Raw genomic sequence first — 23,824 nt, 5'->3', positions numbered from 1 at the left:
AATTCGAGTACTTTAGTGCTTCTGTAGTATTTTAAGCTTCAAATGCAGTGGCTAGGTAATCCTCATTCAGACGGTATGCAACGACGACACCGTCGCCAATACAGCGAATAGGCTCATCTCGCATACACTGCGGAGCAGTTTTATGTGAGATATGAATACCACCATGCCAAAAGCCGTGATTTCCTAATAAGAAATTTCCGGAACTTTCGCTTTCCAAGGCTTTAAAAACTTCCTCCGAATCTTTGAACTGTGTGCCATCAGCCTTTCGAAACGGATATTGAAAATTCATTAAAGGCGCGGGAGCCGTTGGAGCGGCTGCAGGCGCGGGAGCCGGCGCAGGTTCTGGTGCTGGTTGCGCCCCCCTAAATTGAGGTTTCGGCCGCAGCACCTTCTCTGGCATTGGCCAATACCCGCTGTCCGGGCCATAAAGGGCTGTTTTCGGACCTGCAGATTGGGAACCAAAAAATTTCCCTGGCGTCAACGCAGTACTGAGACTTTCAATAACCCCCGTGTGCCCGTGAAAATTAATCCAAAGTGCAATATCACCCGGCTGGGCGCTCGCGACCGGAATCTCATCGAAATGCTCCCGATCAGTATTAAGCATCGATGTTGTGCGGTAAGGAATTGTATATCCGGCGTCTTTCATGATTCGGTAAACAAGACCTGAACAGTCGATTTCCTTCTTGCCGTTGTTATTTACATCCGTTTCGCCCTTATGCGGACCGTACTCGTAGCCGCTGCGATATGGATTCAGATGCTCAAGTAGCCCAGTACTCATCGGAAGCTTCCTGCTTTAATACATTGAATTGAATGATTCGTGACGACGCCTTCGGTCGCCAAGCGTTCAACAGAGGGCTTGCTGGACTCAGGGTCTTTTTTTTGAGCTTCTTGATAACACGCCATTGCTCGCGGTCGATCCGATGGGACGACGTTGCCCGTTTCGTACACTTCACCCAGTCGAAGAAGTGCTTTGGTTGAGCCACGCTGCGCAGCACTTTCCAGCGTAGCTATTGATTTTTCAGGGTTGGTACACGGACGTTCATAGTCGTATTCACCCTCATCGCAATAGAACCTTGAGAGCGCCAAACCTGCATCTGGAATGCTTGTTGATGCCTGAATAAAAAGATCCAGGATCTTGGCATTCTCCAAGCGCGGCGCTTGCCCGGAAAGACTGATCCCGGCAGCAGCAACGGCAGCCTGGGCCGAACCTTTCCGTGCACCATCTAAATAGCTATCCAATACTGCGGCATACAAATAGATGCCAGATTCGGGAGAAGCCTTATTAACGAGCCTGTCAAATATGACGCCTTTTTTGAGTTCTAACTCACCGGGAGCTAGTTTCTCAGACTGAGTGATCTCTTCCATGTAGTGGTCTAATGAAACCGGACACCCATTTAGGCGAGAATGCTCGCCAGATAGAGGTGTCTGATGACCAAACAACGTCGTTCTTTTTCCGCTGAATTCAAACGCGAGGCCGCAGGCCTCGTGCTCGATCAAGGCTATAGCCATATCGAAGCCAGCCGCTCGCTTGGTGTGGTTGAGTCCGCGTTGCGCCGCTGAGTTAATCAGCTTCAGCAGGAGCGCACTGGCGTTACTCCGCAGAGTAAAGCGCTGACGCCAGAGCAACAGAAAATCCAGGAATTGGAAGCTCGAATCGCTCGACTTGAGCGGGAGAAATCCATTTTAAAAAAGGCTACCGCGCTCTTGATGTCGGAAGAGCACGAGCGCACGCGCTGATTGATCAACTGAGCCCCCAAGAGCCGGTTGATTGGCTTTGCGCAGTCTTTGACGTCACTCGTTCGTGTTACTACGCCCATCGTCTCAGGCGCCGAACTCCAGACGTTGAGCGGCTTCGGTTGCGCAGCCTGGTTAACGAACTGTTTACGCAAAGTCGAAGCGCCGCCGGTAGCCGCAGCATCGTGTCGATGATGCAGGAAGACGGCGAGCAAATTGGGCGGTTCAAGGTGCGAGGCCTGATGCGGGAACTGGAGTTGGTCAGTAAACAACCTGGATCACATGCCTACAAACAAGCGACGGTTGAGCGGCCTGACATTCCGAACATATTGAATCGAGAGTTTGATGTGCCGGCGCCGAATCAGGTCTGGTGTGGCGACATCACCTACATCTGGGCTCAAGGGAAATGGCATTACCTGGCTGTCGTTATGGATCTTTACGCGCGCCGAGTGGTGGGCTGGGCGCTGTCGAACAAGCCGGATGCGGATCTGGTCATCAAGGCGTTGGACATGGCTTACGAACAGCGTGGCAGGCCTCAAGGGCTTCTGTTTCACTCGGATCAGGGCTCGCAATATGGCAGTCGCCAGTTTCGCCAACGGCTCTGGCGTTACCGCATGCGCCAAAGCATGAGCCGTCGTGGAAACTGCTGGGATAACGCGCCGATGGAGCGTGTGTTTCGCAGCTTGAAAACTGAATGGATACCGACCGTGGGCTACATGACAGCTCAAGAAGCGCACCGCGACATCAGTCATTACCTGATGCATCGGTACAACTGGATTAGACCGCACCAATTCAACAACGGACTGGCCCCAGCTCAGGCCGAGAAAAAACTTAACGTCGTGTCCGGGATTAGTTGACCACTACATCCATGACCGCATCGATTGCCCAGTCCTCCAATCGATTCAGAGCCCAGCAATCACTGTGTTTGAAGACGAAAATCTTCAAAAAATGGCCCGCCTCATCACGGACGACTACTCTGTTAGGCTCTTTGATTTCAATAGTGAGATCAGATTCGGCGGCATTTTCCGGAAGCAATACCTTCAACTCATCGGCGGCAATCATGCCTAAGCTCCGCTCGACAACCTTCGGTATTTTCCCATCAGCTGTTACGTGAACATATTTCACAGGAGACGCAATAAAGGCTTTCTGTATCTCTGGCTCAGATGAAAAGGCTTTGACGAAATCACCAAAATTGCCGCTTGGGCATTGGGCGGTGCTGGACGAAGAAGCAAAGGCCCCCGAAGTCATCCCCCAGCACAACAAAACAATCGAAAACCACTTCATCTGCCTTACGTACCTGTTTGTTGTCATCACGACACTCATCACTCAGAAAACACAAAAAAAGCCTTCGGCTTAACCTTCTCAGGTGGAGTATTCCCCAACGCCTGATCCATCAAACTCCCCGCCTTATCCTTATCCGCCGCCCCTGGCAGCACCGGCGGTTTAATCCCGATCCCAGTGCCGGAGCCAGCCGAGCCACCCGCATTGATCTTGATCACAGGCCCAACCACGGTCACGCCGCCAGCATCAAGCTTGATAAAGCTCCCACCCCCAAGAATGGTCAGCTCCGTCCCCGCCTCAATAACAATCTTGTCCCCTGCCTTAAGGTGAATCTCTTTCCCCACGCTGGTGAGCTGCGCAGTCCCCAGCTTCACATGCTGGTTCTGCCCAACCGTCAAATGATCATCCAGCTTCGCTTCAACCTTGCGGTCGGCAATCGTGGTGCGGTGTTCCTCAGCCTTCAGCTCGGTGTAGGTGTTCTTAACCACCGTGTCATGACGCTCATTACCGACCCGAATCTTCTGGTCATGCTCAACGTTCTCATCCCAATCCCGCTGGGCATGGATGTAGATCTGCTCGGCACCTTTCTTGTCTTCAATACGCAGTTCGTTGTAACCGCCGCCCCCCGGTGAGCTGAGGGTTTTGAACACGCTGCGAGTCTTGTTCGCCGGTAAGGCGTACGGCACAGGGTTTTCCTTGTGGTACAGGCAGCCGGTGACGAGGGGCTGGTCGGGGTCGCCTTCGAGGAAGGTGACGAGGACTTCCATGCCGATGCGCGGGATGCTGATGGCGCCGTAGCGGTCGCCGGCCCAGGAGCTGGAGACGCGCAGCCAGCAGCTGGTTTTGTCGTCGGCGAGGCCTTCGCGGTCCCAGTGGAATTGCACTTTGATGCGGCCGTATTGGTCGCAGTGGATTTCTTCGCCTTTGGGGCCGGTGACCATGGCGGTCTGGCTGCCGAGGACGCGTGGTTTCGGGTGTTCGAGGGCCGGGCGGTAGAACACGTCCCACGGGGTGGCGAGGAAGGTGTTGCGGTAGCCCTGGTGGAAATCGTCCTTGTTGTCGGTGGTGTCGCTGGTCACGCCTTCTTCGAGGACTTGCGGCTGTTTGCCTTCGTGGAAGATTTCGGTGAGCAGCCACAGGTCGTTCCACTCGCTGCGCGGGTGGTCGGACAGTTCCATGAAATGGCCGCTGACCAGTTTGGTCTGGTCGCCGCGACCTTCGGCCTGGCGGTAGTCGGCGCGGTGACGCTCGAGGGCACGTTGGCTGAGGAACTTGCCGCGCGCGCGGTCGATGAAGCGGCCCGGGTAGTCGTAGTCTTCCAGATCCGGCTCGGTGCTCTCGCCTTCGGGTTTGTACGCGGCTTCCATTTGCAGGCGCGGTTTTTCGAAGTCGTAGTCGCGGCGCGTGGTGCGGCTGGTGCGGGTTTCCAAGCGCAGTTTGAAGCCTTTGATCACCGGTTCTTCGGCGACCATGCCGCTGCCTTGCACGTACGCGGTCGGCTGGCCGAGGTCGGGGAACACGGTCTGATCGTCGCCGAACACCAGCAGGTGGCCTTTTTCGCTGTGCTGGAAGTGGTAGTGAATGCCTTCCTCTTCGCACAGGCGCTGGACGAAATGCAGGTCGGTTTCGTCGTACTGCACGCAGTAGTCGCGATCCGGGCACGGCTGGCTGAGCTGGAAGCTGTAGGCGTTGCCTTTGATGCCGTGTTCTTCGAGGATCAGGGCGATGATTTTCGGCGCCGACATCTGCTGATAAATACGTTGGTTGGTGCGGTGATACAGGTATTGCAGTTGCGGCACCATCGACACTTTGTAGCGAGTCAGACGCTTGCCGGCATCGCCTTGGGCGACGCGATAGATCTGGCCGTGGATGCCCGAGCCTTGTGGATCGAATGCGAGAAACGCCTGCTTGTGCAGCAGTTGTTCGAGGTCCAGATCGGGGTTTTCGCTGACCAGTTCGAGGTCGAAACGATACGGCTGGCTGATGCCTTCGGTGCCGACAAACGACAGCACTTGCAGGTCGCCCACGTAGTCTTCGACCTTGAGGCTGAAGTGGGTTTCGTTAGCTGAGTTGAACATCGTGTGCTCCCTGTTCGAATGTCATCCGTTACGCCCGAAGTCGCAGACGTTGTAGCCAGGACGAAGTGGCGCCCAAGGCGTCACGCAATTGGTCGGCAGTGATGGTGCGTGCTGCCGGATCAAAGCTCAGCGCCGTTTGCAGCGCTGGCCAACAGTGTTTCGGTAGGTTTTGCGGGGCTTGCAGCTCGCGCTCCAGATGCTCGTCGCGGGCCTGGGTCGAGGGCAAGCGGCGGAACGGGTGTTTACCGCCCGCCAGTTCATAGATCACGCAGGCCACGCCGTACACGTCTGCGCTGGCCGACAACGGTTGGCCCTCAAGCAGTTCGGGGGCGGCGTAGCCCGGGGTCCAGGCGTTGAAACGCTCGCGGCTGAGGTGCGGCAGACCGGGCAAGGTGCCCTCTTCTGCCTGGCCCAAGCCGAAGTCGAAGAGGCGCAGGCCGTCTTCGCTGAGCATGACGTTGCTCGGTTTCATGTCACCGTGCAGCACGCCGCGACGGTGGGCATAGGCCAACGTGTCGAGCAGCGGCAGGACGATGTCGCGCAGTTCTTTCCACGGCAGGCCGAGGGGCCGCTCGCAGAGCAATTTGTCCAGGGTCAGGCCACGCATGTATTCCATGGTGATGAAGGCCCGCTGGCAATCGGTGTCGACTTCAAAGGTGTGCGCGCGCACAACGTTGTCGTGGCGCAGGCGTCGGGTCAGGGCGAACTCGCTGTAGAGCAAGGCACTGGCGTCCGGCGATTCGGCAAATTCTTCGCTGAGGATTTTCAGCGCAATGTAAGGGTCGGGATCGCCGAACTGTTCGTGCAGCAGATCCCTGGCCCGGTAAACGGCGCCCATGCCACCCGCCCCGAGCAGACGCTCGAGGTGGTAACGGCCAGCAAGTACGTCCGGCAGTGCACCGATGCTGGCCTTGGTTGGCGCCAGCAAAGGTTCAGCGTTGTTAGCCTTGGCGAAGGCGAAGTAGGTCAAGTTGCTGGCCTGTTCTTCGCTCATCAGCAAGTCATCGATGGGCGATTCGATTTTGCTCATTGGCGGATCACCACGGCAGTCAGGTTGTCGCGAGCGGAGCCCCGCAGGGCGCCGTCGAACAAACGTTCCAGCGCCACGTGTGGCGCGCTCAGGCTGAGGGCGGTGCCGAGGGCATCGCTGCTCAGGCCTTGGTACAAACCATCGCTGCAGAGCAAAAACGCATCGCCCGGATAGACCTCGAGTTCCAGTACATCCAGGGTCAGTGTTTCGGCCGCGCCAACAGCTCGGGTCAATGCCTGAGCCGCCGGATGCGCTGCCGCCTGTTCGACGCTCATTTGCTGTTCGTCGATCAGTTGCTGTTGCAGCGAATGGTCTTTGGACAGCTGATACAGCCGCTGCCCGCGCCACATATAACAACGGCTGTCGCCGGCCCAGATGCAGGCCGCGCGATTGCCTTCCACCAGCAGCGCTACGACGGTGCTGCCCATGATGCTGTCGTGACGTCCGGCGGTGACCGTCAACTCCTGCCCCAAGCGCCGGTTCAGCCAGTGCAGGCACTGGCGGATGGCTTTGAGGCGTTCGTCGAAGGCCTCGTGTTGCGGCAGTTCAGCCAGGCTGGCGACGATCAACTGGCTGGCGATGTCGCCACCCTGATGACCGCCCATGCCGTCCGCGACCACCCACAGCCCCTGCTGTGGCGAGTCGAGGAAGGCATCTTCGTTGCGCGCCCGCACCTTGCCCGGGTCGGTACGCGCCGCGCTGCGCCAGGCACTGGCCACCAGCATCAGAGCTGCACCGGCATACGGAAGGTGCGCAGTACGCCCATGTCGAACGGGTTCGGCGTGCGTTGGCTGGTCAGCAGGTAGTTGGCGCGCAGGCCACCCACATCGGCTTTCAACACCAGCACGTCGCGACCGGTCAGGTACTCGGTCTGCATCAGGTCGAACAGACGGAACAGCGACCATGGGCCGGAGTTCTTCTCGATGCCGATCGGGCGCCCGGCCATTTTGTCCATAACCAGACTGGTGCGGCCGTCTTCAGCATCGGTCGGCCATTTGAACGACATTGGCAGGATCGGGCCGTGACGGTATTCCATGGTCTTGTCGCCGAACTTGAACTCGGAACGGCTGACCGCCGGGTCGAGGGTGTACGGCTCAAGCTTGAACTGCACGGTCGGCTCGGCCGGGTTGATCGAGAAGAAGCTCTGACGAATCGTCAGCGCGGCGGCCATCTGATCGAGGTAGACCTTGGACACCGGCAGGCTGTGACCGTCGACGCTGCGCATCCGGTAGTTGCCCGGATCACCGCTGACGAACGGACGCAGGTAGCTGTCGAAGAAGCGGTCGACGGTGCCCTGAGCGCGGAAGAACTCGCGGAAGTCGCTGATCGCCACGTCGCTGGTGCTGCTGGCGCTGAACGGATAACGCTTGCTGATGGTTTTGCCATACACGCTGTACAGCTCGTTCTGATAACGGCCGTTCAGGTATTGGTAGGCATCGTTGAGCACCAGGCGCCAGGAGTCTTCGGCCAGCACGTTGAACCACACGCTCAGCGGACGCGGCAGACGACCCGAGGCGGCACGCAGGTTGGTCAACGCATCACGCTGGCCGCTCATGCGGGTTTTCGCCAGTTCGAACGCGGCTTGTTCCGGCGTACTGGAACGGGCCAGACCGGACAGTTGCAGTTGCAGGTCGTTGAGCGCGCTGAGGGCCGGGGTCAGGTCAGCGGCCGGGCCGTTGTTGTCATCGAGCAAACGATGCAGCGGCTCGAAGCGACGTTGCAGGGACTTCTTGGCGGTGTCCGGCAGGTTTTTCGCGACGCTCAGGGCCGAAGCCTTGTCCGCCGCGGCCGAGGCCAGTTTGCCGACTTTGCCCAGTTTGCCTTTCTGCCCAGCCAACGCATCGGCAGCGTCACCGGCTTCGTCCACCGGATCAGCGGCTGCCGGGAAGCGCGTGTTTTCACGTACTTCAGTCAGCAATGCCAACACCGGCGAGTTGGCCGAGGTCAGGCCCGCCAGTTGCTCGGCGCCTTCACCGGCGTCGCTGATCGGCGGCAAGGCCACCTGGCCAACGGCTTCGCTCCAGTAGTTGGCGTAGTCACGGAAGTACAGTTGCTCCAGCTCGACCATCAGGCGGCGCAAGTCCATGTCGCTGATGCCCACGCCTTCGCCCAGCACCCAGTTGTCACGCAGGATGTCGGTGACCAGCGCCGAACCCTGCACCGAGAAGTACTGCTGATAACCCTGTTGGGTGTAGAAACCCGGGATCACGTATTCGGTGCCGATAAACAGCGAGCCCTGCGGGCCGAGGTGTTGGCTGAAGCGATATTCCGGCAGGTTGCGCGCCTGCTCGCGGAGCATGCGGTAGACCACGGTCGCCAGCGATTCGGCGCGCAGAACCTGACGTGCCTGAGTCACCAACTGATCGTTGAGCGGATAGATGAACGGCTGCTTCAGCAGGCGCTCGAGGTGGCTGTTCAGACCGTTCTGCACCGCGGTGTTGCCGGTGTAACGCTGCGACCAGTCAGTGGCGATCCAGTCCTTGAGCCATGCGGCATCACGACGATCCTTCATGTTCAACATCAGGTACGCACGCAGGCTGTTGATCAGCTTTTCGCGGTCCTTCATGTTGGCGCGGATCTGCCCTTCCAGCATCGTCGCAACCCGCGGCAGCAGTTGCTTCTCAAGCTCGCGCTCGTAAGCCTCTTTGACCACTGGGTTGACGTCTTCGCCCTGATACAGACCACCGCGTTCGTGGTACGAGACATCGCCCTTTTTCGGGAACGCCTGCGTCGCCGCGTAGCTGGTGTCGAGGGTTTTCAGCACCCCCATGGCGTCATCGCGCGGGGTCAGTGACGAACGCTGCTGAGTCCAGTTCTGCGCCAGTGTGCGCAGGTTTTCCAGCCGCTCGTAATTGGCCGAGAAACCGCCCGCCCAGAGCATGCCGAACAGTGCCAGCGCCGCCAGTGCGCCAACGTACAGCGCACGTTGGCCCCAATGAATGCGGCTGCGCTCGCGCTTGTCCAGACCGGCGAGATCGGACTCGGGGAAAATCACCTGGCTGAACAGATGATGGATGAAACGCGAACGTCCGCTGCGCAACGTTGGCAGCACACCGGCGTTCATGCCGAGGCTGGCGCCGATGCCGGCGGTGGTCGAATCCATCTCTTGGGTAAGGTGCGGTGCGCTGGTCAGGTAGAAACCACGCAGTTGCGTCGCGCGCTGATAGCGGTTGCCGGTGAACGCCATGTCGACGAACAGGCACAGGCGCTCGCCGATCTGCCCCAACTGATGCGGGAAGTCGAGGATGCGGCCACGGCGCTGGGTATCGCGCTCGGAGTGCATGCGCATGATCACCTGGCTGTTGAGGCGACGCAGCAGTTCTTCGAACTCGTTGCGCAGCACAGCCACGTCGGTGCCCTGTTGATCCTTGCGGAAACTGGTACCCAGCACCTGATCGCTTTCTTCGCGGGTCAGTTGATCGAAGAACTCGTCAAAGCCCAGCAGTTTGTCAGCCTTGCTCAGCACCAGATAGACCGGCACATCGACGTGCAGCTTCTGATAAACGTCTTGCAGACGACCACGAACCTGGCGCGCCAGGGTATCGATGTCCTGCTCGCTGCCACCGGTGAGGGTTTCCACCGGAATGGTCACCAGCACGCCGTTCAGCGGACGGCCGCGACGACGCTTGCGCAGCAGCTCCAGCAAGGTACGCCAGGCACTGCCGTCGACTTCTGCGTCCGGTTGGGTGGTGTAACGGCCGGCGGTATCGATCAGCACACCGTGGTCGGCGAAGTACCAGTCGCAATGACGGGTGCCGAGGGTGTCGCGGGTCAGTTTGCGGTCGATCTTGTTGATCGGGAATTCCAGACCGGAAAAGTCCAGCAGGCTGGTCTTGCCCGAGGCCTGTGGGCCGATCAACAGATACCACGGCAAGTCACTGCGCCAGCGCTCGCTACGGCCGCGATACAGGCTTGAGGTTTTCAGGGTTTTCAGCGCGTCCTTGAAGCGCGCCTTCAACTCTTTCTGCTCGTCGTCGATCAGCTCTTCGCGGCGGATTTTATCCTGACCGTCTTCGGTTTCTTCGACAGCTTTCTTGCGCACACCGGCGCGCCAGCTGACGAAGACCATGGTCAGGCCCCAGATCAGGAACAAGACGCTGATGGTCAACAGACGCGAGGTCGCGCTCTCCCAGAACTTGTAGTCATCCACTGCCAACAACGGGCCGACGAACCATACCAGCAGCGCCACGAACAGCACCAGCAGCAGGGTCCAGACCCAGGTCTGGCGCAGGAAGGCGCCGACTTTCTTGAAAAAATTCTTCATCACACGTCCCTGTTACGGCTGCGACTGCGGTTGAACCGCGGCCGGATCAAGCGGCTGATAAGGTTGCAGAACGGTGTCGCGCTGCTCGCCCAAGACCCAGGCGAAGCCCGAATACATCACCACCAGGCAGACTAACGTGAACAGGACCACCATCCACGCCGGCACGATGCGCACCAGGTTGCGACGCTGATCGTTCAGGCCTTCCCAGTGCGGCGACAACTCGCGCGGTACGTCGCCACGCAACTGACGGATCTGGCGATACAGGGCATCACGGATGCCTTCGAGTTCGAGCATGCCGCGCGCCTGTACGCGGTACTTGCCCTCGAAACCGAGGGACAGGCACAGGTACATCAGCTCCAGCATCGGCAAGTGCTTGACCGGGTTCTTCGACAACCGGTCGAGCAGCTGGAAGAACTTCTCGCCGCCGAAGGTTTCGTTGTGGAAGCTGCTGAGCAGGCTCATCTGCGACCACTCGCTTTCGTTGCCCCACGGCGTGGTCACGACGGCTTCGTCGACCACGGTGCAGAGCACGTAACGCGCGGCCATTACCTGACTGCTTTCGGCGCCGTTGTGCAGGGCGCGCACTTCAAACAGTTTGAGCCCGGCGGTCAGGCGCTCGTTGAGCGCGTAGAGGTCTTCGCGGGTTTCGCTGTGCTTGAGGCGCACTACTTCCGAAAGCAGCTCGGACGAAGCAGCGACCAGCGAATTGAGGCTGATGTTGAACGCTTCCGCCGGGCGCAGGCGCGCGGCGTAGATCATCCGTTCTTCCAGTTGTTCGAAGCGCGGCGGCGCGGCGAAGTCGGTCAGCGGACTGGCTGCCGGTCCGTGGCCCTGACGATCGAGCAGGACGGTTTTGTCGTCCTGGTTGTAATCCGTTTCCTTGATCATGTCGGTCAGTTCCTGATGGCCCAGAATTTCAGTTCAAGCTCGGCGAATTCGCCGGACACGTGGAACGCGAAGCCGCCGGAGCGCTCGAGTTGCGCCAGGTCTTCGGAACTGAGTTCGAGGATGAAGTAGGTTTTGTTGGAGTGGAACGCGATCTGCCGCGGGGCCACCGGCAACGGTTTGACCTTGATCCCCGGCAAGTGCAGGTTGACCAGTTGGCGGATGCGCTCCACCGGGCCGACCTTGAGGTGCGCCGGCAAGCGGTGGCGCAGTTCTTCGGAGTCGCAGTTGGCACTGGCCGCCAGCACGAACGAGGCCGAGCCGAGCAGTTTGTGGTCGTGCAACGGCGACACGATGATGCCGTACTGACGCGCTTGCAGGATCAGTTCGATGGCGTGCTGTTCGAGCACCATCGACAGCACCTGACGAATCGCTTCCATCAGTTTGCGAAAGCTCGCGCCTTGGTCGGCGTGGGAGTAGCGGCTGTCCAGACGCGGGCGTTTGCTCTCGCCGGAGAAGGTCGCCAGATCGCCAAGCATGGTCAGCCACGTGCGGTACAACTCTTCCGGGTGTACCTGCTCCAGGCCCAGATAGTGGCGCAGCAGCAGTTCGGTGCGGTTGATCAGTTGCAGCATCATGAAGTCACCGACTTCCGCACCACCGACCTTGCCATTGGAGCGAATCCGCTCGGCAATGGTGTCGCCACGGTGGCTGAGCATGCTGATGACTTCTTTCAGGCACGACAGCAAGTAGCTGGAGGCGTGGGCCTGAATGTAGGTCGGCACGAAGTCCGGGTCGAGGCTGATCACGCCGTCGGGCGTGGTGTCGAGCACGTCGCAGATCTTCAGCTTCACGTAGGCCTGATCGCTCTGCTGCTCGCCGAGCAACAGTTTGAAATCCGGGCGACCACAGCTGACCTGACTGGCGGAATCGTCGCCAGCGTTGGAGTCGGCCACTTCGGCGTCATACGCGGTGTAACGCGCGAGCACGTCGGATTGCTCCGGACGGCGTGCCTCGATGTGGTTGCCAGTCACCAGCGGCAGCGCCAGATAGATCGGCGTGTTGCCGGTATTCGGCGGCACGTCCAGCGCCAGCGGTTCGGTGTTGCCACCGAGCTCGAACAGGCTGCCGTCCGGCAGAATCCCCGAGGCTTCGCTGATCACCAGTTTGCCCATGTTGAGGAACTGCAAGTCGATCTCCAGATTGAGGAAACCCCAGGTGTAGCCACCCAGCAATTGGGTACGGGTTTTCATCTGGTGATCGTAATAGCGATCGTTGTGCTGGAAGTGCTGCGGACGCAGCAGCATGCCTTCCTGCCAAATGACTTTATGGGTATTCATGTTCAGTCATCCGCCTTGGCGAGCACTTGATTGGTGTTACGGATGCCGGTCTGATCCAGCGTCAGATCGACTTCGGTGACTTCCAGCGGAGTGATCTGAACCGTGTGGCGCCATTGGGTTTCCGGCAAGTCGCGGTAAGCGGCAAGAATGCCAACATAAAGGCTGCCCTCTTCCACCTTGAGCTTCATCTCCACGGTTTCCCCCGGGCGCAGTTCGAGTTCTTCGCTGGCCACCAGATCCGGGTTGAGGGATTCCTTGGCGCGCTCGTAAAGGCTGAAGAAATCAGCGTTCTCGAAGGTCACCGGGTGCTTGAGTTCGAACAGGCGCACCACGATCGGCGACGGGCGGCCATTGAGGTCCGGGTTGAGCTGATCGCTGCCGGTCAGTTTCAGGTTGATCTTGGTCACTTTCGAGTACGGCGACAGCGACGAGCAACCGGCGAGCAGCACCAGCATGGTGAGCGCAGTCAGCGTCTTGAAAAAAGCGGTCGAGCGGCGAGACATGCGCATCATCCTTGGTGGTCGGTGTGGAGGGTGGAGATCAGGCGAATCTGTTCTTCGTAGGCCTGGGCGAAGTCGCGGGCCAGCAAACGCTCGCTCCAGTCATCGTCCTGACGCAGCGCCTGGTGGTAACGGCCGAACGCTCTCCAGCGCCCGCCGGATGTGGCGATCAGCGGCTTGTTGTCGCGTTCGAAACGCAGGGTCAATTGCTCCGGCGAGAAGTGCTCCAGCGTGCCGCGTACGGCGGCGCGGCTGGCGGTCAGCAAGGCCACCTGATGCGCCTGCAAATCGCGGAATGCACGGGAGATGGCTTGTTCGGCCGGCAGATGCCCGGGCTTGCTCGGCTGCAACAGAATCTGCAGTGCTTCGCTCGGATCAACGGCGAATTTCAGCGGGTTCTTGTTGGTGCCTTGCACGGTGGTCTGGGCCAGACGCAGTTCGTTTTTAAGCTCCGAACGGGTGCGCAGGCTCTGCTGCAAACCGCCGACGCTCTGCCGCAACAGACGCGCGGCGTTCAGCGCCAGCGCTTCACGTTCGTCATGGCTGAGGCCTTTGACATCAACACCCAGCGCAGCACCGAAGTGCTCCCAGAAACCTTCGCTCTGACGCTCGACGGCTTTAGGCGCCGGAGCAGGCTCAGGTTCGACGGGCGCGGCGATCAGTTCCGGCACCATCAGGCTTTCCATGTCGATGCGCGCGTAGTCGGCACGCTGACGGGAGTCTTCAGGTTTGGTGTTCGGCGCCAGCAGTTCGTCGATTTCCGAGTAGACGCGCTCTTGCTGTTCGAGGGCGTTGAGCGGGTCGAGATCGAGAAACGCGTCGTCAGGGATGATGCTGCCAGCGGCGCGCGGACGGCCGACTTCACCATCGAAGGTCGCCGGGTCACGCACCAGTCGCGCGCGAATCTCGAAGTCGCCGAGCACGTAAGTGCTGCCGTGTTCGATGCGCACCGGTTCGCCTTTGTGCAGACGTGCGCCGCTTTCGCCGTCCTGCACACCGTTGCTGCTGGTGTCGGTCAGGAAAAACGTGCCTTCGCGGTAGCTGACAATCGCGTGGTGATTGGACAGATGACGCTTGCGGTCAGGGATGATCCAGTCGCAGTCCTCGCCCCGCCCGATGACGCCGCCGGCCTGTTTGAAGGTCTTCTGGCACAACTCGGTGGGCACGAACTGCTTGGTGTTCAGCATTTCGAAAACCAATTCCATGTTTGATGCTCCTTGCGGTCACTTGCCGCGATTGACCGCTTGCGGATCACCCAACGGGCGATAGTCGTTGTCGTTGAATTTGTAATTGCCGCTACAGCCGCCAAGGCCGCATAGAACGACGAGGGTCAGCAGGACAGCGTGCCAGTGACGAACAGACATCAGAGGGTCTCCAGGGGTAGACAAAGCACAAAGCGCCGACCCTTGCGGGCGGCGCTGAAATTGTTTTTTTGCGGGCAAATCGATGATTTTGGCCTACCCATCGAAATCTCCCAGATTGATGTTCAACCGCCCGAGGCGGTACAGCAGCGTGCGCCGGGGCAGGCCCAGTTCGCGGGCGGCGAGGGTCTGGTTGCCGTCGTTTTTGCGCAGGCAATCGAGCAGCAAAGTGCGTTCGACCTGTTCCAGACGTTCGCGCAGATTCAAACCGCTGCTGTCTTCAGGCATCGGCTCCATGCGCAGGGAAAAATGCTCGGCGAGCAACTCGCCGCCCTCGCACAACAGCACCGCGCGTTCAACCAGCGCCTTGAGTTCGCGAACGTTGCCGGGGAAGGTGTAACCGGACAAATGCTCGAGCGCCGCATCCGACCAGCGCACCGGATCACGCTGCAAGAAGTTGCAGGTTTTCTCGGCGAAGTGCCGGGCCAGATCGAGAATGTCGCCTTCGCGCTGACGCAGGGCCGGCAATTCGATCGGGAATTGCGCGAGGCGGTAGTACAAGTCCTCGCGGAATTTGCCTTCACTCACCAGCACTGCCAGATCGCGGTGCGTCGCGGCGATGATGCGCACATCGATCTTGTGCGTGTCATTGGAACCCAATGGGCGGATCTCGCCTTCCTGCAACACCCGCAGGATTTTCGCCTGCAACGACAGCGGCATGTCACCGACTTCGTCGAGCAACAGCGTGCCGCCATTAGCCGCATCGAACAGCCCGGCGCGGTCACGGTCAGCACCGGTGAAGGCACCTTTGCGATAGCCGAACAGCTCGCTTTCCAGCAGGTTTTCCGGGAACGCCGCACAGTTCTGCACGATGAACGCCTTGGAACGACGTGGGCCGCAATCGTGAATCGCCCGCGCGACGACTTCCTTGCCGGTGCCGGTTTCACCACGCAACAGCACGGTGTAAGGGCTGTGCAGGACTTTGCTGATCAGCGAATAGGTCTGACGCATCGCCACGCTTTTACCGATCAGCCCGTAACCGCTGATGCTCGGCACGCTACGCACCATCGGTGCCTGAACATCCAGCGGCTGGCGCAGGCGCTGCAGCAAATGCAATTGACCGAGCACGAACGAGCCGAGCTGACCGAGCGAATCGGCAAAGCCCTGCAGGTCGGCGCGATGACGACTGGCACACAGCAGCAAGCCCTCGACTGCCTTGTGCTGATTGACCAGCGGCACGCACAACAGCGACTGCCACGGCGCCGTCGCGGCGGGCAGAAAACTGGTTTCGTGCAGGTTGGCGCTGAGGTCGTCGAGACACACCACGCGGTTCTGGCACAGGGCGAATTGCAACAGCTGCTCACCGTTGTAGTCCGCCGGCAGGCTCGCGGTTTGCTGCGGCTGCAGCGCACCGTCGAGGTACTCGGCGTTCATCCCCAGGCAGGTGTGGGTGGCGTCGAGCAGATACAGCTGCGTCAGTTCGCAGCCGCTCAACTCAGCCAGCCCACGCACGAATTCACCCAGCAACGCAGCACCGTCCGCCGCGCGCGACAGACTGGCGAACTGCGCCAGCAACGCTTCGGCATAGACCAGCGGCTGCGGGACCTGAGTGAACATCACACCCACCTCAGGCGAACTCGCACGTCACGCTGGCTTCGCCGTCGAGCGTGGCATGCACACGCTTGAGGCTTTCACCGGTGGCCATCGCGTCGAGCAGACGATCCGCCACCAGCGGCAGCACGTGCTGATCGAGCAAATGGTCGATAAGACGCGCGCCGCTGTCGCTTTGCGTGCAGCGCTCGGACAGGTGATCGACGAGGTTCTGGCACCAGCTGAAATCCAGCTGACGACGGTTGAGGCGCTCGCCGAGACGACCGAGTTTGATCTCGATCAGCTCGCGCAACACCGGACCACCGACCGGGTAGTACGGCACCACTTTCATCCGCGCCAGCAGTGCTGGTTTGAAGTGTTTGCTGAGTACCGGGCGAATGGTTTCTTCGAGGACTTCGGCAGTCGGACGTGCGCCGTCTTCACAGAGGTCGCTGATCTTGTCGCTGCCCAGGTTCGAAGTCATCAGGATCAACGTATTGCGGAAGTCGATCTCGCGACCTTCGCCGTCGTTGGCCACGCCTTTGTCGAAGATTTGGTAGAACAGGTTGAGCACGTCCGGGTCGGCCTTCTCGACTTCATCGAGCAGGACTACCGAGTACGGCTTCTGGCGCACCGCTTCGGTGAGCATGCCGCCCTCGCCGTAACCGACGTAGCCCGGTGGCGCGCCGATCAGACGAGAAACGGTGTGTTTCTCCTGGAATTCGGACATGTTGATGGTGGTGATGAAACGATCACCGCCGTACAGCAAGTCAGCCAGGGCCAGTGCGGTTTCGGTTTTACCGACGCCGCTCGGGCCGACCAGCAGGAACACGCCGACCGGTGCATCCGGCTTGTTCAGGCCGGCGGCGGTGGCGCGCATCGAGCGATCCAGTGCGTGTACGGCTTGTTCCTGACCACGGATGCGCGTGCGCAGGTCGGTGGCGAAGCTGGCGACCTTGGCGTTATGTTCACGGGCCAATTGCGCCAGCGGCACGCCAGTCCAGGCGCTGATCACTTCAGCGACCAGACGCGGGCAGACTTCAAAGCTGACCAGACGCTCTTTGACTTGCGCGGCGGTCAGGGCGCTATGGGTTTCGTTGAGTTGCGCCTCCAGCGCTTCGACGCTTTGGCCTTCCTCGACCTCGGCGGCGATGGTTTCAATCACGGTGCCTTCGGCGTCTTCTTCAACGTTGACGGTCGGCTCGACGGCGGCGGCTTCGCGGGCCTTGGCCAGTTGCTGACGCAGGTCCAGCAGGCGCTCGGCCAGTTGCTTCTGCTCAGTCCACAGGCTTTCCAGAGCGACCATTTCGTTTTCAGCTTCGTCCAGACGCGCTTCCAGTGCTTGCAGCGCTTCGTGGTCGATCAGCAGACCGGCTTCGGCATCGCGGCGCAGGGCCTGACGCTGGCGGCCACCTTCGGCCAGTTCGCCACGCAGGCGCTCAAGGCTTTCCGGGGCAGCGGCGAGGCTGATGCGCACGCGGGCGCACGCGGTGTCGAGCACATCGACAGCCTTGTCCGGCAGTTGTCGACCGGCCAGATAACGCGCAGACAGCTCGGCGGCAGACACCACGGCGTCATCACGCAGGTAGATGCCGTGGCTCTTCTCGTAGACCTGAGCCAGACCACGCAGGATGGTCACCGCTTCGCTGACGGTCGGTTCGTGCAGTTGCACCGGCTGGAAGCGACGGGCCAGCGCCGGGTCTTTCTCGAAGTATTTCTTGTACTCGGCCCAAGTGGTCGCGGCGATGGTGCGCAACTCACCACGAGCCAATGCCGGTTTCAGCAGGTTGGCCGCGTCGGAACCGCCGGCATTGCCGCCCGCGCCGATCAACGTGTGAGCTTCGTCGATGAACAGGATGATTGGCTTCGGCGAAGCTTTGACCTCATCGATCACGCCTTTGAGGCGACGCTCGAACTCACCTTTGACGCTGGCGCCAGCCTGCAACAGGCCCATGTCCAGCGACAGCAGCTCAACGCCTTTGAGTACCTGCGGCACTTCACCGGCAGCGATGCGCGAGGCCAGGCCTTCGACGATGGCGGTTTTACCGACACCGGCCTCACCGACGACGATCGGGTTGTTTTTGCGGCGACGGGCGAGGATGTCGACCATCTGACGGATCGCGCCGTCACGGCACAGCACCGGGTCGAGTTTGCCGTCGCGGGCCTGTTGGGTCAGGTTGTGGGTGAAACGCTGCAACAGTGACTCGCCCTGGGCGGCCGGTTTGCCGTTGGCCGCCGGTTGCTCCTGTTGCGACAGGGCAAATTCTTTCAGGCGATCAATGTTCAGCTTGGCGAGCAGCGGTTGATAACGGCTGCCGGCATAACGCATCGGATTGCGCAGCAGGGCGAGAATCAGCGCGGCGTCTTCGACCTGGGTCTGACCCAGTTCGAGGTTGGCTACCAACAGCGCGTCTTGCAGCCATTGCACCAGTTCCGGGGCAAACACCGGGTTGCGCGAAGCACTGTGTTCGACTCGCGATTGCAGGGCGGCGCTGAGTTCACCGGCATCGACGTCAGCATCTTGCAACGCGCGTGCGAGCAAGCCGTTCGGACGCTCCAGCAGGCCGAGCATCAAGTCTTCGACGAGGATCTTGCTGCCGCCACGGGCGACGCAACGCTCGGCCGAACGCTCCAGATCACGACGGGTTTCGGCGTCCAGCGCCTGAATGAGTTGTTGCAGGTCTACGTTGATCATGGCTCACGTCCTTAATGAATTTTGCTGCCCAGGGTCACCACGCCGTCCGCTTTCTCGCGGCCCAGCCAACTGGTCCAACCGAGGCGACAGGCGTTCTGCTCACCGATGCGCAGTTCGCGGATTTCTTCCTGGCGCAGAACCAGGCGAATGTCGTAATCGAGCGGGTCACGCAGGGTGAACCGCACCAGCGCGCAGAGCGGCTGGTAACCGAAGCCGATCGGCAGGAATTCATGGAATCGCTGCCAGTCGAGTTGGGTGATGTGAATGCGGAATTTGCCGCTGCGGTCGCGCACGTGTTCGCCAAGCACCAGGTCTTCGCCGAGCATGCTGTTGGCGCGCCCCAAACGATTGCGCTGCTCTTCGAGAATTTCCACGCGGCGCTCGATGCACTGCTCGATGACCAGGTCTTCGTGCTTGAAGTAGTAACGCAGCACGGCTTCGATCAGCGCCGCCGAGTGCGCCCGCAAGCTGAGCAGGCCGAGGTACGGCAGCAAGCGTTTCCAGTTGAGTTCCTTGGCCTTGCGGATCTCTTCGCCGCCCAAGCCAATCAGGGCGAACAGCTGCGAGGAGAACGGGTCGATCGCACCGCTCTGGAAACTCGCGCGGTAGCGGTACTTGCGCCAGATCGGCAGCATCAAACGCTGCAGGCGATGGTGAAACAGGTCAAGGAAGTTGCGCGTCGGGTTGCCGTCTTCGCTGTCGCCCAGTGCCTGTTCGCCGTAGAACGCCGGCAGTGGCGAACCGGAGCCAACCAGACCGATCAGGTTGAATCGCATGCGCGCGCGCATCTGCCCGTGCTCTTCAAAAAACTCCACGCGATCAACATCGCTGCGCGGGAATCCGAGGCTCGGGTTGGCCTGAAACTCGACCTGATCATACAAATCGTCTTCGCTCAGGTGCGGGTGTGCATCGCGCAGCCGGTCGATTACCAGCAGCACTGCCTGAAACAGCGAGTATTCGCGTATTACCCGGGTCAACCCGCTTAAAGCAGGGGTTGCAGACCCATACGTGGTGTCCATTGGTACACCTCTCCCTGTGTGCTTTTTACCCGCAGCTCGTGGAATGAATTGAGACTGGCGTAAAGCGCGAAAAACTCGTTAAGAACGGAGGCGAAAACGAACAGGTCGCCTTCGCCGATGTACCCTTCCGGATCGATGGTCAGTTCGGTGCGCAAACCGCGCACCGGCAGGCCACGGTGCAGCCGATCGACGTGGTGGTGTTTGATGTGCTTGAGGCCACCGAGCAGGCGTTTGCTGACCTTCTCCGCGTGCTGGTCGTAGTAACGCGGCAGGTCGTAGGTTTCCAGAATCACCTTCAACGCATTGACGTCCGCCAGCGACAGATAGTTAAGCGACATGTTGCTGATCAGCTTCCAGAGGAAGTCACGGTTCAGCGGCGGCGCAAAACTCGACGTGGCCGGGGTGATGTTGCGGAAACTGAGGAACTCCGGGGTCTCTTCACAAGCCATGCAGATCTCGCCGAGCTTGAGCTTGCGCGGCAGGTTCTGGTTGGTGCACATCAGCTCGATCGACAGGGTTTCATGGGCTTCGGTGTGGCGAATGCCGAAGCTCAGGTAAGTGTCGAGGCCGTCGTGCAGCAGCGACGAACGCTGGCGGATGCTGTAATGCGGACGACTGTTGGGCACGTCGAAACTCGGGTCGTGCTCAAAGGATTCGAACGGCACGTATTCCTGGTAACCGAGGCCGCCGGGCTTCCAGCCAGTGACGGTTTCCACCGAGAACACGCCGCAGTTTTCCAGATCGTATTCCGCCGGCAGCAGCAGGTATTCGTCCTGCTTGCCGTCGAGGCGGATCGGCAGCGCGTCGTGCGCGAACAGGTTGGCAATCGGCGTGCAGAACAGCTTCACGTTATCCAGGGTCGGACGCATGCGCATGATGCCGCTCTTGCGAATATCGAAGCGTAACTCCAGGCCGCGCATCTGCTTGAGGGTGTCTTCCGGCAACGCCTTGAGAATGTCCAGACCGTTGACGTCGACGAACAGGAACTTGTCCTGGAAGGCGAAGTATTCCTGCAGGTAGCGATAGCCACGGAAGGTGTTCAGCGGATACGGGATCAACGCTTCTTCTTCGGCAAAGCCCACCGGTTTGACCCGGTCACCGGGAATCTTGAACGCCATCGGTTTGCCGCTGACGCCATCAATCGGCTTGCCGACGCCGTCGAGCGGGATCAGTTCGATGCCTTCGAGGTTGCGCAGCAGGCTCAGGTAAAGCATCTGGCTGATGTAACGCTCACCGGCAAAGTGCAGGCGCAGTTTGCTCAGTTCCAGCTCACCGAGATGGCCGTCGGCGCTCATTTCCAGACGCAGGCTGAGCAACGAACCGTCGCCCTTCACCGAGTAGTTCAGTGCGGCCAGATCCAGCGGCAAGACTTCGGTCGGGTAGCAGGTGCGGAAGCGGCAGCGCACGTCTTCGATCGGCTTGCTTTCCACCGGTGTATCGCGCTCAACCACCAGCGCCGGACCCGAACGCTTGAGCGGATCGAACTGCAAAATGCTGAACGCCGGCAACGGCCGCATGTAGTTCGGCCACAGCAATTGCATCAGGGAATGGCTGAGCTCGGGCAGCTCGTCATCGAGCTTCTGGCGCAGACGCCCGGTCAGAAACGCAAAGCCTTCCAGCAACCGCTCCACATCCGGATCCCGCCCGGCCTGCCCGAGATACGGCGCCAACGCCGGACTACGCTCGGCGAAACGGCGACCGAGTTGGCGCAGTGCGGTGAGTTCGCTTTGGTAGTAGTGGTTAAACGACACGGGTTACCTGCCTGGTAGTGGAACGCATTTGAAAAAACAGCAGAACGGTTCATGCGGGCTAGGAACTCCCCGCGGGCAACGTCGGCAATGACGCCCGACAGTCATGCTTCAACTTCTCTTTTTGAAAAAAAAAGGCGATCGATTAACTGACCCGCGAATATCGCCGCAAAAGTCAGGACACCACCCATCAATGTGTAAGCCATCGCGCGGACGGGGTAGTGAGGCAAAAAATAGTACAAGATAAGCGCAAGCATAAATGAGACGCAGAGGACTTTTAATTTCAGCTTGGGGATAAAAAAAGTTATAGCGTTCATCACCAAAAAATACTGAACCATTAGATCCGGCGTCATACCGATGCCGATACCTCTCGATGTCAATCCACCATACACTCCGATATATAAGTCGACACCGTAGTTATGCAGCGGAATATACAGAGCACACACTATCAGATGCGGAATACAGCAAATTAAGCGACGAGCTTTCATTTATTCCAAGTCCCGTACTGATCCATATCGCCTTGCGAAATGGGATTTATCAATTTCGCATTTGATACAGGCACATAAGGTGCATCAGTAAGCTCAATTGTGTGCGGGATACCTTTATCGTATACCGTGTCTTTTTTCACAACCAACTTGCAGTTTTCTTTTGCCCATAATATCCCTCGTAATATGATGAAGTTATCGTAAACGTCTTTCGGTCCTCGCTCTGCTCCGGTATAGGCTTTGCCGTCGCCCCAGGTCACACCGGTTTCACCAGCCATCTTTATTGCGAGCTCTACCTGCTTTGTTTCTCGCAGATACTTTCTATAGGTGTTAACCGCAAACGGCACCTGGCCAATGCCATCAGTCCAATAGGGTTTATCCTCCATGAACACCATCAAAAACTCAGCACCGCCCACGGCACGGAATTTCCAGTCACCCGGCATTCCGGAGTGAAACGTGAAGGAAAAGCGGTCAACAATTGCAAAATCGATCAGCTCCTGCCAGGTAACATGTTTATATGCCGTATTCGACTCTGTTCCGGCCTGCGTTGTTTCTGGATTGATCCAGATAAGCGCTCTGTAATATCTGGCTAACGGTTCGAACCACTGACCCTTTTCTGCGTACAGTTTCTCCGCGGTGATGATTCTGAATGGAGAGTCATCCTTACCCGGTTTCAAGGCGAAGAGAGGCACTCCACTTTTTCGCGTAATAATCCAGGCCAACGGAAGATCAACTGCCTTGGGCTTTGTATCCTTGCTCTCAGTTGTTTCGGCAAGAACTTTAAGTGTAGTCACCTGATCCTGAGTCACAAAGGTGTAAGCGACACCATCGATGTTGATTATGGTCTCCATACCTACTAGTCCGCCGAAATGTATATAGTTACAGGCTCTGCCGTCTTTCCAGTTGAAAAACCACCTGACATGCCTGTTGACGTTGAACCTGTTTTCTCAATCCCGCTATCAGAGCGCATGGTGTAGTTTAAATTTTCAACCGTTCGTCCATCTGCGGTTTTGAATTCAAAGACACGATTGAATATTCCAGGGATGATGACCGGCACCGGCGACACAAACGGCGCCGGCGAATGCGAATTGCCGATAATCACCGTCCCTGAACCGGCAGTGACTTTGTTCCCATGGGTCCCCACCGAATCAACCGTCGCAGCAGGTTTGCCGTTGATCAACACAGTGGTCGCCAAATTTCCCGACATCGCACCACCACACGCCGAGGCATCGCCTTGGCGGGCGGCCGCGAGGCCGTCGAAGAACACGTCGCCGGAACCGGCGGCGATCGGGTTGGTGCCGTGGCCGGGGAGCGGGCAAGCGGTGGGGTCGGATACACGTGCTGCGGGTTTGCCAGACATCGGGATTCTCCTTAGTTGACCTTCACTTGACGACTGTTTATTTCCTGACCACACGCGGGAATATTCCAGCCCTCGTAACCCGTCGCTGTCGGGTAGATCGCGTGACCGTATACCCACTGCGAGCGTTCATCGGTGGTGAACTCGTTCTGCCAGAGCAGCCATTCGGACGACTTAAGCAGCGTGCCGTCTTTTGCGTAAACACGGAAAAATGCTTCGCTGGCGAATAGCTTGAAAAGCTTTCCCGGTATGCCGATGGCTGAGTACTGTGGAATGTAGGAACGGATGGAGCACGTACCATTGTCGTTCCAGACAATCGAGTACTCGTGAGCCAGCCGTGCTGCCGTCGTTTTCACGTAACAGGCAATTGAAATCAGGACAGTGGCCGTCAGGGCTAGAAACAGCAAAGCGCTACGCCCCAACTTTGCCAAAAGACCTAAATTCACGGCGCTCCCTC

The 23,824-nt window shown here is 59.3% G+C and carries 20 protein-coding genes and 1 pseudogene; 1 reads left to right on the top strand and 20 read right to left on the bottom strand.

The genetic code is table 11. The features are described from left to right. Positions 1–31: 31 nt before the first annotated feature. Entirely contained in the window at positions 32–778 is a 747-nt protein-coding gene (locus tag ATI02_RS32715) for an NlpC/P60 family protein (RefSeq protein ID WP_238156315.1), read from the bottom strand. Further along, on the bottom strand, positions 775–1,365 hold the full coding sequence (locus ATI02_RS16305; RefSeq protein ID WP_100846801.1) for an SEL1-like repeat protein: 591 nt from the start codon (positions 1,363–1,365) through the stop codon (positions 775–777). Before ATI02_RS16305 ends, ATI02_RS32715 begins: the two co-directional genes overlap by 4 nt. A 63-nt stretch (positions 1,366–1,428) precedes the next feature. On the opposite strand from ATI02_RS16305, the pseudogene ATI02_RS16300 reads away from it, so the two are divergent. Further along, positions 1,429–2,591 (top strand): annotated as a pseudogene (locus tag ATI02_RS16300) (IS3 family transposase). Here ATI02_RS16300 and ATI02_RS16295 read toward each other — a convergent pair. The 18 genes from ATI02_RS16295 to ATI02_RS16210 all read right to left on the bottom strand — a co-directional run bounded on the left by ATI02_RS16295 (position 2,584) and on the right by ATI02_RS16210 (position 23,813). Further along, entirely contained in the window at positions 2,584–3,018 is a 435-nt protein-coding gene (locus ATI02_RS16295) for a hypothetical protein (protein ID WP_146166134.1), read from the bottom strand. The pseudogene ATI02_RS16300 and the gene ATI02_RS16295 sit on opposite strands and share 8 nt — an antisense overlap. Positions 3,019–3,056: 38 nt before the next feature. After that, a complete protein-coding gene (locus tag ATI02_RS16290) occupies positions 3,057–5,093 on the bottom strand; it encodes a type VI secretion system Vgr family protein (RefSeq protein WP_100846799.1) in 2,037 nt (678 codons plus the stop codon). Between the two features lie 28 nt (positions 5,094–5,121). Next, positions 5,122–6,123 carry a serine/threonine-protein kinase gene (locus tag ATI02_RS16285; RefSeq protein WP_100846798.1) on the bottom strand — a complete coding sequence of 334 codons (1,002 nt, stop codon included), beginning with the start codon at positions 6,121–6,123 and terminating at the stop codon, positions 5,122–5,124. Next, a complete protein-coding gene (locus tag ATI02_RS16280; protein WP_095187892.1) occupies positions 6,120–6,848 on the bottom strand; it encodes a PP2C family protein-serine/threonine phosphatase in 729 nt (242 codons plus the stop codon). Before ATI02_RS16280 ends, ATI02_RS16285 begins: the two co-directional genes overlap by 4 nt. After that, on the bottom strand, positions 6,848–10,387 hold the full coding sequence (tssM, locus tag ATI02_RS16275) for a type VI secretion system membrane subunit TssM (RefSeq protein WP_100846797.1): 3,540 nt from the start codon (positions 10,385–10,387) through the stop codon (positions 6,848–6,850). The genes ATI02_RS16280 and tssM overlap by 1 nt, the downstream gene beginning before the upstream one ends. Before the next feature lie 12 nt (positions 10,388–10,399). Further along, positions 10,400–11,275 (bottom strand): type IVB secretion system protein IcmH/DotU, encoded by an 876-nt coding sequence (icmH, locus tag ATI02_RS16270; RefSeq protein ID WP_003229559.1) that lies wholly within the window; start codon positions 11,273–11,275, stop codon positions 10,400–10,402. A gap of 5 nt (positions 11,276–11,280) precedes the next feature. Further along, the gene (gene tssK, locus ATI02_RS16265) at positions 11,281–12,612 is read right to left on the bottom strand and encodes a type VI secretion system baseplate subunit TssK (RefSeq protein WP_100846796.1); all 1,332 of its coding nucleotides are present in this window, start codon (positions 12,610–12,612) and stop codon (positions 11,281–11,283) included. A 2-nt stretch (positions 12,613–12,614) separates the two neighbouring features. After that, positions 12,615–13,115, bottom strand: coding sequence for a type VI secretion system lipoprotein TssJ (tssJ, locus tag ATI02_RS16260; protein WP_095187888.1), 501 nt, complete (start codon positions 13,113–13,115; stop codon positions 12,615–12,617). Positions 13,116–13,120: 5 nt separating this feature from the next. After that, entirely contained in the window at positions 13,121–14,317 is a 1,197-nt protein-coding gene (gene tagH, locus ATI02_RS16255) for a type VI secretion system-associated FHA domain protein TagH (protein ID WP_100846795.1), read from the bottom strand. Positions 14,318–14,335: 18 nt separating this feature from the next. Next, the gene (locus ATI02_RS16250; protein ID WP_003229566.1) at positions 14,336–14,476 is read right to left on the bottom strand and encodes a hypothetical protein; all 141 of its coding nucleotides are present in this window, start codon (positions 14,474–14,476) and stop codon (positions 14,336–14,338) included. A gap of 93 nt (positions 14,477–14,569) precedes the next feature. Then, entirely contained in the window at positions 14,570–16,090 is a 1,521-nt protein-coding gene (locus ATI02_RS16245) for a sigma-54 interaction domain-containing protein (protein WP_100846794.1), read from the bottom strand. 10 nt (positions 16,091–16,100) lie between these two features. Beyond that, on the bottom strand, positions 16,101–18,758 hold the full coding sequence (tssH, locus tag ATI02_RS16240; RefSeq protein ID WP_100846793.1) for a type VI secretion system ATPase TssH: 2,658 nt from the start codon (positions 18,756–18,758) through the stop codon (positions 16,101–16,103). A gap of 11 nt (positions 18,759–18,769) precedes the next feature. Then, positions 18,770–19,777, bottom strand: a complete 1,008-nt coding sequence (gene tssG / locus ATI02_RS16235) for a type VI secretion system baseplate subunit TssG (protein WP_095187884.1) — start codon at positions 19,775–19,777, stop codon at positions 18,770–18,772. Next, positions 19,741–21,528: a type VI secretion system baseplate subunit TssF gene (gene tssF / locus ATI02_RS16230; protein ID WP_100846792.1), complete on the bottom strand. Its 1,788-nt coding sequence runs from the start codon at positions 21,526–21,528 to the stop codon at positions 19,741–19,743. The genes tssG and tssF overlap by 37 nt, the downstream gene beginning before the upstream one ends. 101 nt (positions 21,529–21,629) lie before the next feature. Next, positions 21,630–22,013, bottom strand: coding sequence for a hypothetical protein (locus ATI02_RS16225; RefSeq protein WP_100846791.1), 384 nt, complete (start codon positions 22,011–22,013; stop codon positions 21,630–21,632). After that, positions 22,010–22,861: a hypothetical protein gene (locus ATI02_RS16220; protein ID WP_095187881.1), complete on the bottom strand. Its 852-nt coding sequence runs from the start codon at positions 22,859–22,861 to the stop codon at positions 22,010–22,012. Before ATI02_RS16220 ends, ATI02_RS16225 begins: the two co-directional genes overlap by 4 nt. A 5-nt stretch (positions 22,862–22,866) precedes the next feature. Next, positions 22,867–23,370 carry a PAAR domain-containing protein gene (locus ATI02_RS16215; protein ID WP_095187880.1) on the bottom strand — a complete coding sequence of 168 codons (504 nt, stop codon included), beginning with the start codon at positions 23,368–23,370 and terminating at the stop codon, positions 22,867–22,869. Between the two features lie 11 nt (positions 23,371–23,381). Continuing rightward, entirely contained in the window at positions 23,382–23,813 is a 432-nt protein-coding gene (locus ATI02_RS16210) for a hypothetical protein (protein ID WP_238156316.1), read from the bottom strand. Positions 23,814–23,824 lie beyond the last annotated feature (11 nt).

The organism is Pseudomonas baetica (assembly GCF_002813455.1).
Lineage (GTDB): Bacteria > Pseudomonadota > Gammaproteobacteria > Pseudomonadales > Pseudomonadaceae > Aquipseudomonas > Aquipseudomonas baetica.
The sequence above is the reverse complement of the archived record's forward strand: the minus strand, read 5'-3'. Positions and strand labels throughout refer to the sequence as shown.

Excerpts from the sequence above, each read along its gene's own strand:
- ATI02_RS32715 (WP_238156315.1), bottom strand. The coding sequence starts at position 778 with ATGAGTACTGGGCTACTTGAGCATCTGAATCCATATCGCAGCGGCTAC.
- ATI02_RS16305 (WP_100846801.1), bottom strand. The coding sequence starts at position 1,365 with ATGGAAGAGATCACTCAGTCTGAGAAACTAGCTCCCGGTGAGTTAGAA.
- ATI02_RS16295 (WP_146166134.1), bottom strand. The coding sequence starts at position 3,018 with ATGAAGTGGTTTTCGATTGTTTTGTTGTGCTGGGGGATGACTTCGGGG.
- ATI02_RS16290 (WP_100846799.1), bottom strand. The coding sequence starts at position 5,093 with ATGTTCAACTCAGCTAACGAAACCCACTTCAGCCTCAAGGTCGAAGAC.
- ATI02_RS16285 (WP_100846798.1), bottom strand. The coding sequence starts at position 6,123 with ATGAGCAAAATCGAATCGCCCATCGATGACTTGCTGATGAGCGAAGAA.
- ATI02_RS16280 (WP_095187892.1), bottom strand. The coding sequence starts at position 6,848 with ATGCTGGTGGCCAGTGCCTGGCGCAGCGCGGCGCGTACCGACCCGGGC.
- tssM (WP_100846797.1), bottom strand. The coding sequence starts at position 10,387 with ATGAAGAATTTTTTCAAGAAAGTCGGCGCCTTCCTGCGCCAGACCTGG.
- icmH (WP_003229559.1), bottom strand. The coding sequence starts at position 11,275 with ATGATCAAGGAAACGGATTACAACCAGGACGACAAAACCGTCCTGCTC.
- tssK (WP_100846796.1), bottom strand. The coding sequence starts at position 12,612 with ATGAATACCCATAAAGTCATTTGGCAGGAAGGCATGCTGCTGCGTCCG.
- tssJ (WP_095187888.1), bottom strand. The coding sequence starts at position 13,115 with ATGTCTCGCCGCTCGACCGCTTTTTTCAAGACGCTGACTGCGCTCACC.
- tagH (WP_100846795.1), bottom strand. The coding sequence starts at position 14,317 with ATGGAATTGGTTTTCGAAATGCTGAACACCAAGCAGTTCGTGCCCACC.
- ATI02_RS16250 (WP_003229566.1), bottom strand. The coding sequence starts at position 14,476 with ATGTCTGTTCGTCACTGGCACGCTGTCCTGCTGACCCTCGTCGTTCTA.
- ATI02_RS16245 (WP_100846794.1), bottom strand. The coding sequence starts at position 16,090 with ATGTTCACTCAGGTCCCGCAGCCGCTGGTCTATGCCGAAGCGTTGCTG.
- tssH (WP_100846793.1), bottom strand. The coding sequence starts at position 18,758 with ATGATCAACGTAGACCTGCAACAACTCATTCAGGCGCTGGACGCCGAA.
- tssG (WP_095187884.1), bottom strand. The coding sequence starts at position 19,777 with ATGGACACCACGTATGGGTCTGCAACCCCTGCTTTAAGCGGGTTGACC.
- ATI02_RS16225 (WP_100846791.1), bottom strand. The coding sequence starts at position 22,013 with ATGAAAGCTCGTCGCTTAATTTGCTGTATTCCGCATCTGATAGTGTGT.
- ATI02_RS16220 (WP_095187881.1), bottom strand. The coding sequence starts at position 22,861 with ATGGAGACCATAATCAACATCGATGGTGTCGCTTACACCTTTGTGACT.
- ATI02_RS16215 (WP_095187880.1), bottom strand. The coding sequence starts at position 23,370 with ATGTCTGGCAAACCCGCAGCACGTGTATCCGACCCCACCGCTTGCCCG.